This window comes from Streptomyces sp. NPDC052052 (assembly GCF_040680455.1).
Lineage (GTDB): Bacteria > Actinomycetota > Actinomycetes > Streptomycetales > Streptomycetaceae > Streptomyces.
Genome location: NZ_JBFAWU010000049.1, coordinates 1 through 7,893, shown reverse-complemented (window position 1 = coordinate 7,893; position 7,893 = coordinate 1). Strand labels below are relative to the sequence as shown.

Annotated in this window: 7 protein-coding genes; 5 read left to right on the top strand and 2 right to left on the bottom strand. The window is 73.2% G+C overall.

Annotated features, from left to right (window positions below; genetic code table 11):
- Window positions 1-189: 189 nt before the first annotated feature.
- Window positions 190-1,674: an amidohydrolase family protein gene (locus AB0L71_RS32535; RefSeq protein ID WP_365250317.1), complete on the bottom strand. Its 1,485-nt coding sequence runs from the start codon at window positions 1,672-1,674 to the stop codon at window positions 190-192.
- Complete coding sequence (locus tag AB0L71_RS32530) at window positions 1,671-3,038, bottom strand: CoA transferase (protein ID WP_365250314.1); 1,368 nt, start codon at window positions 3,036-3,038, stop codon at window positions 1,671-1,673. Before AB0L71_RS32530 ends, AB0L71_RS32535 begins: the two co-directional genes overlap by 4 nt.
- A gap of 90 nt (window positions 3,039-3,128) precedes the next feature.
- Here AB0L71_RS32530 and AB0L71_RS32525 point away from each other — a divergent pair, with 90 nt between their 5' ends.
- From AB0L71_RS32525 to AB0L71_RS32505, 5 genes are all read left to right on the top strand, one after another.
- Window positions 3,129-4,205, top strand: a complete 1,077-nt coding sequence (locus AB0L71_RS32525; protein ID WP_365250311.1) for an enoyl-CoA hydratase/isomerase family protein — start codon at window positions 3,129-3,131, stop codon at window positions 4,203-4,205.
- Between the two features lie 280 nt (window positions 4,206-4,485).
- Window positions 4,486-5,355: an LLM class F420-dependent oxidoreductase gene (locus AB0L71_RS32520; protein ID WP_365250308.1), complete on the top strand. Its 870-nt coding sequence runs from the start codon at window positions 4,486-4,488 to the stop codon at window positions 5,353-5,355.
- A gap of 58 nt (window positions 5,356-5,413) precedes the next feature.
- Entirely contained in the window at window positions 5,414-6,673 is a 1,260-nt protein-coding gene (locus AB0L71_RS32515) for an amidohydrolase family protein (RefSeq protein ID WP_365250305.1), read from the top strand.
- 110 nt (window positions 6,674-6,783) lie between these two features.
- Window positions 6,784-7,308 carry a MaoC family dehydratase N-terminal domain-containing protein gene (locus tag AB0L71_RS32510; protein ID WP_365250302.1) on the top strand — a complete coding sequence of 175 codons (525 nt, stop codon included), beginning with the start codon at window positions 6,784-6,786 and terminating at the stop codon, window positions 7,306-7,308.
- A 27-nt stretch (window positions 7,309-7,335) separates the two neighbouring features.
- Window positions 7,336-7,773, top strand: coding sequence for a MaoC/PaaZ C-terminal domain-containing protein (locus AB0L71_RS32505; protein ID WP_365250299.1), 438 nt, complete (start codon window positions 7,336-7,338; stop codon window positions 7,771-7,773).
- Window positions 7,774-7,893: the final 120 nt, after the last annotated feature.

The window sequence follows — 7,893 nt, the reverse complement described above, 5'->3', positions numbered from 1 at the left end:
CCCCTGCCAACGCGCTCGATCGACTCCCACCATGCGTTCGTGAACCCGCCACCACACTCGGTACAGACGAGACAGCGCACCTCCCACTCGGCTCGACGGGGCAAACGTTGCCTTCCGCGGCACCGGTGACGGCACCCGGGACCGCCGGGCCCGACACGATCGGCAGGGTCCGGGGCCGCACGGCGCGGGTCAGCCGACCGTGGGCCACTCCCGCCCCAGGAAGGTCGTGCGGACCGCACCCGCGTCCGGATCGGCGAGCACGGCGGCTCGTGGCGTGTGGAACAGGACCAGGTCGGCGACGGCGCCGGCCGCGACGCGGCGAGGTGGCCCGCCCGGATCACCGGGCGGGCTCAGGTAGGCGTCCAGGGCCGCCGCCGGGGTGAGGACCTCCGACGGCGACAGGACCCGTCCCAGCGGTGTCGTGCGGCGGACGGCCGCGGCGACGACGGTCCACGGGTCCAGCGGCCCGTACGGGGCGTCGGAAGACAGGGCGAGCCGTACCCCGCCCGCCAGGAACGACCTGCAGCGATAGAGGTCGGCGTGCTCGCCGGCCGGGACCTCGGCGGCGTAGTCGTCGCCCCGGTCGGCCAGGAACCCGGGCTGGGTCACCACGCGCAGTCCCAAGGCGCCGATCTCGCCGACGAGTTCCCCGGGGACGACCGACGCGTGCTCGATCCGGTCACCCGGTGCCGTCCCCGCCTCCCGCAGCGCCACCAGGAGCAGGACGAGCGCCTCACGGCTCACGGCGTGCACGGCGACGGCACGGCCGGCCGTGTGCACCGCGCGGACACGCTCGACCAGGTCGTCGAGCGACGGCAGCCCCGAGTCCGCCAGCACCATCTTGTACGGCCCGGCGGTTGGCCGGAGCCCCGACCGGCCACGCGGGGGCAGCGCGAGCGGCGGGGCAGCGGCGCGCGGGGCCGGGAGCGGCCCGGGTGGCTCCCCCGGCAGTGGTGCGCCCAGCAGGAGGACATGCTGGGGCAGGCGCCCGTGCGCCAGGTCGTCGGTGAGGGCCGCGAGCGCGTCCGGCGCGAGAGCGGGGGTGGCGTCGGTGACGGCGGTGACGCCGTACCGGGCGAGGTCCCGGCCCACGGCGGTGAGATCCGGCGGCCGGGCGCTCGGGAGTCGGTCGCGCAGCCAGTCGTCGGCCCGCCACAGCCGACCGGTCGGGGAGCCGTCGGTGTCCCTCTCGATGCCGGGATGGTCACCGGAGTCCAGGCGGACGGAGCGCATGGCCGCGGAGTTGAGCATCCACAGGGCGCCGCTGCGGTGTTGCACCCGGACCGGGCGCTGCGGGTGCAACAGGTCCAGCGCGGCGGCGTCGAGATCCCCGGCGACGGTCTCGTGATAGCCGACGCCGCGTATCCACCCGCCCTCGTCCGGGTCCGCCGTCGCGAGCGCGTCCGCGAGGCCCGTGCGCTCGCGCACGGCGGGTGGACCGCACGGGACCGATCCGCGGTACGCGGCGAGCGCGTGGAGGTGGAGGTGGTGGTCGGCGAGTCCCGGCAGCAGCAGACCGCCACGGCAGTCCACGGCCTCCTCCCCGGGCCGGCGGGCCAGGGACGGCGCCACCTCCGCGATCCGTCCGGCGAGGACGCGTACGTCCGCACGGCGGCCGGTGCCGAGTTCGGCGTCGCGCAGGAGCAGACGCGTCGCGTCCCGGACCTCGGTCATGGCAGGGGTGCCCCTATTCCGCGCAGCACGGAGGCCGTGTGCTCGCCCATGCCGGGGGCGTCTCCGGCCGGTTCCCGGCGGCGGGGGGAAGCCAGGGGGAAGCGTCCGTCGTCGGACTCGACGACCCAGCCGCGCGCGTGCCGCCGCGCGGTGGCGGGGGGCCGGGCGGGTGCGTCCGGCGTCTCCGCTTCCGGCGCCTGCGCGTCCAGGGTCTCGCGGACGACGTCGGACATCGAGATGTCGTGCAGAAAACCGCCGCCTTCGGCCGGAGCGGTCAACGCCCTTGCCGCGGCGGTCAGTCCGGTGAGCGGGTCGGCGATGGCGTCCCCGCAGAACAACGGGGTGCCGTCCCACTCGCGGGCCACCAGCCCGGCGGCGGCCGCGATGTCGTCGCCGAACCCGATCCTGCCGCTTCCGCGCCCGGCGGCGGTCAGGGACACCCATGTCGTGCCGGAGGCCACCGCGGCGTGCGCGTCGAGCCCGAAGCGGGCCAGCGCGCGGGGGCGGGAGGCCTCGATCACGATGTCCGCCGCGTCGACCAGGGCCGCCAGCGCCCGCCGCCCCGGAGCGGTGTCCGGGTCGAGGACGACCGACCGGTGGCCCGCGTGCAGCAGCCGGTAGAAGCCCGGATGGCCGCGCCGGGCGCCGTCGGGCCGCGCCGGGGTCTCGACCTTGACCACGCGCGCCCCGGCCAGGGACAGCAGATGGGCGCAGAGGGGACCGGCCCACAGGGCGCTGAAGTCCACGACGAGCAGCCCCGCCACGGACCGGGGTACGAGGGGCGAGGGATTCGCCCCGGGGGAGCGGGGTACGGGCGGCGTCGGCCCGGTCCTGGTGGGCTGAGACACGACGGGCGTCGGTCGAGTGCTCTCGGGGCCGGGTGCCGACGCCGGGGTACGGAGGGCCGGGGTCCTGACCGGTCCCGCGGCGACGCCGAGCAGTTCCGCACGCTCGGCCAGCTCCGCACCGCTGTGCTCGCGCAGCCACCCGGCGACGGCGGGCCACGGGTCCTCGGGGAGCCGCGCCCCGACGAGCGCGCCGAGCAGCGACGGATCGTCGGGCCGGGCGCAGGAGACCGCGGACCAGCCGTCGGCGGTGGGCAGCAGCCGGCAGGCACCGCCCGCCGAGACCGGACCGCGGCGGGTGTGCCCGGTGAACGCGGCCCGCTCCGCGAGCAGTGCGGCGCCGTCGACCCGCACCGGCACGGAAGTGGCGGCGGTTGCCTCATGGATGAACGCGGACAACGCCCGCGCACGGCTTGCCGCGTGGCCGGGCGGGACCAGCGGGGGCCCGTCGGCGCGGCCGGTGAGCGCGACGACACCGCTTGCCGCCCAGTCGGCCGCGGCGGGGCCTGCGGTCTTCACGGCGACGACCGGTCGAGGTCTGGCGGGATGATCGGCACGGGGCGAAGATACAACTCGCGCCCCCGCTACGACCCCGAAGGACGTGGTCCCATGCCGTCCGTGCCCGTCATCGGTCCGGCGGAGCTGGCTGCCGGAGCGGCGCACGAGCCCCTGCTCGGAGCGGACGCGCGCCCCGTGAGCCCGGTGCTGGGCGTGTGCCTGGACGAGCCCGCATCACCGGATGTCCTCGCGGCCGCGGCGCACCGCGCGCGGAACTGCGACCGCGTCCTCGTGGGGGTCTGCGAAGGTGTCGCCGCCGAACTCTCCGGAGAGACAAGGCTGTTGGCGGAAGCACTCGACACGAATCTGACGCGCCGCGAACCCCGGCACCGGCACAGCCCGTTCGTGGGTGCGACCGATCCGGCGACGGCGCTGTCGGAGGTGGCCCGGGCCGTGGAGTCCCGTCCGGGGGCCGCGCTGGTGCTGGCCGGGCTGCTGCGCGCCACCGAGCGGCACCCGGTGCGCGACGCCCTGGACGCGGAGTCCTTCGCCTACTCGACGCTGCTGGGCGGCGACGAGTTCCGGCGGTGGCTCACCGCGCGAGGGCCGCGCCGGCCGTCGCCCCGCACGGCGGACCCCGTGCTCTGCGCCCGCGACGGGGGAACGCTGACCATCACCCTCAACCGCCCCGCGCGGCGCAACGCCTACGACCGACACGTCCGCGACGCGCTGGTGGAGGCCCTGACGGTGGCCGCGTTCGACCCGACCCTCACCCGCGTACTGCTCACCGGCGCCGGCCCGGTCTTCTGTTCCGGCGGCGACCTGGACGAGTTCGGCACCGCCCCCGACCCGGTCACGGCCCATCTCGTGCGCACCCGCCAGGGCGCCGGACGGCTCCTGCACGAGCTGCGCGAACGGGTGGAGGCCCGGGTGCACGGCACCTGTGTCGGATCCGGGATCGAGTTGCCGGCCTTCGCGGCGGCCGTCCACGCCGCGCCCGGGACCACGTTCCGACTGCCGGAGATCGGGATGGGCCTGATACCGGGAGCCGGCGGAACCGTGAGCATCCCTCGGCGCGTCGGCCGGTGGCGCACCCTGCACCTTGCCCTGACCGGCCGTGAGATCGACGCGGCCACGGCCCTGTCCTGGGGGCTCGTCGACTCGGTGGACGCACACCCCGCCCCTTGACCGACAGACCGGTGGGACCCGCCCCGGCTGGAGGTGCCGCGTGACAGCTCGCCCGACATCTCTTCGATGACCTTGAAAATACTGTGGCATTCCTCGATGTGTGCAGGTGACAGGGGCATCGTGCCGGCGGGACCGTACCCGGTTCGGGTGGAAGCTCCCAATTCCCGTCTCTGGATAGTTCGTTCACGCCCCTTGCGGCCAAGCCGGTCCGGCGCAACTATGTGATGGATCTCTATGTATCGAAGTTCAGTGAACGACACGTAGGGCGGTTCAAGGGCATATGAAGCTTGCTCTGCACATCAACGACTACTCGGGCATCGGCCCGCCCGCACGCATGGCGTCGGCGCTGGCCCGGATCGCCGCGACCGCGGAGGACACCGGCTTCAGCCGGCTGAGCCTGACCGACCACCTCTGGCAGGTCAGCATGGTCGGCGAGGAGTACGAGCCGATGCTCGAGTCGTACACGACTCTGGGCTATCTGGCCGCGCGCACCCGGACGATCGAGCTGCAGACCCTGGTCACCGCGGCGATGTACCGCCCCCCGGGGCTCCTGGCCAAGATCGTCACCACACTGGACGTGCTGTCCGGGGGCCGTGCATGGCTCGGTGTCGGTGCCGGCTGGAACGAGGAGGAAGCCAGCGGACTCGGACTGCCGCACGCGGCGCAGGCCGAGCGGTTCGCCCACCTGGAGGAGACGCTGCGGATCTGCCTCCAGATGTGGTCCGACAGCACGGACTCCTTCGTCGGCGAGCACTATCAGCTGGCCGGCACCCTCAACTCGCCCCAGGCGCTGACCCGTCCGCACCCGAGGATCCTCGTCGGCGGCGGCGGTGAGCGAGTGACCCTGCGCATCGCGGCGCAGTACGCGGACGCCTTCAACGTCTTCGGCGGACGGGACGCCGGGCAGAAGGTGGCCCGGCTGCGCGAACACTGCGAGAAGCTGGGCCGCGACTTCGACGCCGTGGAGAAGACCGCCTTCCTCCCGCTCGACGTCACCGCTCCCGCGGACCTGGAGGCCGCGCTCGCCGACCTGCGGCGCCTCCACGAGCTGGGCTTCACCACCGTCTACGCGGCGGTCGCGGACATCGGCTCCGTCACCCCGCTGGAGACCCTCGGTTCGAAGGTGATCCCGGAGATCGCCGCCTGGTGACCTGCCACCTTCCCCCTCATCGCCACCACCGTACGCAACGCCCCCGGAGGGAGACGTCATGAAAGCCGAAGACATGATCCTCGTGAGCATCGATGACCACGTCATCGAGCCGAAGGACATGTTCGAGAACCATGTGCCGGTCAAGTACCGGGACCAGGCGCCGAAGTCCATCATGGACGAGAACGGCTTCGAGAACTGGTGGTTCCAGGGCAAGTCCAGCGGGACCGTCGGCCTCAACGCCGTGGTGGGCTGGCCGAAGGAGGAGTGGGGACTGAATCCTTCCACCTACTCCGAGATGCGGCCCGGGAGTTACGACATCCACGAGCGGGTGCGGGACATGAACCGCAACGGCGTCCTCGCCTCGATGTGCTTCCCGTCGTTCGCCGGCTTCAGCGCCCGCTACTTCCAGGAGGTGCCCGACAAGGACATCTCCCTGATCATGCTGAAGGCGTACAACGACTGGCACATCGACGAGTGGGCGGCGAGCTACCCGGGCCGCTTCATCCCCATCGCGCTGGCACCGGTGTGGGACCCGCAGGAGCTGGCCGCCGAGGTGCGGCGGGTGGCGGCGAAGGGTGTCCGGGCCGTCACCATGCCCGAACTCCCCTATCTCCAGGGGCTGCCCAGCTACCACGACCTCGACTACTGGGACCCGTTCTTCCGGGCCGCGTCCGAGACCCAGGTCGTGATGTGCCTCCACATCGGGCAGGGGTTCGCGGCCATCCGCAGCGCCCCCGACGCGCCGATCGACAACCTCATCATCCTCGCCACCCAGGTCTCCACCTTCGCCGCCCAGGACCTGCTGTGGGGCGGGGCCATGGCGAAGTACCCCGACCTGAAGATCGCCTGGTCGGAGGCGGGCATCGGCTGGATCCCGTTCTACCTGGACCGCTGCGACCGGCACTACACCAACCAGCGGTGGCTCGGCCACGACTTCGGCGACAAGCTGCCCAGCGACATCTTCCGTGAGCACTCGCTGGCCTGCTACGTCACGGACCCCACCGCGCTCAAGGTGCGCCACGACATCGGCATCCGGAACATCGCCTGGGAGTGCGACTTCCCGCACTCCGACACCATCTGGCCGAACGCGCCGGAGTTCGTCCTCGACGAGATGAACGGCGCCGGGGTGCCCGACGACGAGATCAACCTGATCACGTACGAGAACACCTGCCGGTTCTTCGGCTGGGACGCCTTCAAGCACATCTCGAAGGAGGACGCGTCGGTCGGCGCGCTGCGTGCGCTGTCGCCGGACGTCGACACCAGCGTCCGCTCCAAGCACGAGTGGCGTGAGCGGTACGACCTCGCCCGCAAGTCCTGACGGCCGTCGCTCGCGCCGCCGGACAGCGCGCTCCTGGCGCCCGTCCGGCGGCGCGGGCCGTCCGTCCCGTCCCGCGTACCGCCTCCGACGGATTTGAAAGGGCAGCCGGCATGAGTGAAACCGGGCTGATCAGCGACGAGATGAGGAAGATCGTCGGCCGGCCCTACGGGCGGCTGGTCTCCTATCCGGTCAGTGCCTCCGACATCCGTAAGTGGGCCCGCGCGGTCTACTTCCCACAGCAGCCGCCCGCCCGCTACACCGACCCGGCGGCCGAGCACGAGGGCCTGGTCGCCCCGCTCGACTTCAACCCCTTCGCCTGGGGGCCGGCCGCCGCGGCCACCGACGAGGACGCCGTCGAACCCGATCCCGCGCTGCGCAGCACCGGGGCCATGGAGCACCGCCTCGGCGTCGTACCCCCGGACCTGCGACGCGCCCTCAACGGCGGCCTGTCGGTGGCCTACACGGGGGTCCCGATGCGACCGGGAGACGTCATCACCGCGGAGTCGGCCGTCGCCGGCTACACCGAGAAGCACGGCCGGCTCGGGCCGATGCTGCTGACCGACGTCACCACGTCCTGGACCAACCAGTGCGACGCGCTGGTCAAGACCCACCGCATGACGCTCATCCGCTACTGAACCCGAGGAAGCCCGGAGGGCACCCCCATGGCCGAGACCGCCCGGCGGACGGCAGACCAGGACTTCGAGACCGGCCGCGCCCTGCCGCCCTTCGTACGGGTGGCCGGCCTGGAGGCGTGGAACCGGTACGCCGCCGTCAATGACGAGTTCGTCGGCATCCACATGGACGACGCGGCCGGACAGGCCGCCGGCTACCCGGGGGCCATCGGCATGGGCAACCTCGTCCACGCCTGGCTGCACGCGCTGATCGAGGACTGGCTGGACGGCCGGGGCCGGCTCACCTCCCTGGAGTGCCGGTTCCGGGCGCCCGCGCTCAAGGGGGACGAGGTCACCTGCGCCGGCGTCGTCCAGGAACGCGAGCCGCGCGAGGACGGCTCGACCCAGCTGCTGCTCGACCTGTGGGCCGACCGGCACACCGGCGACCGCCTGGTCACCGCGCGGGCCGTCGTCCTCCTTTCCTCCTGAGCGCCGTCCCGGCACAGCCGTCGGGCCCGTCTCCCCACCCGCAGGGAGACGGGCTCGGGTTCCTCGGCGGGAGTCCGCTCGGGGCCCCGCAGCCGCGCCATGACCCGGGAGGTCGTCCGC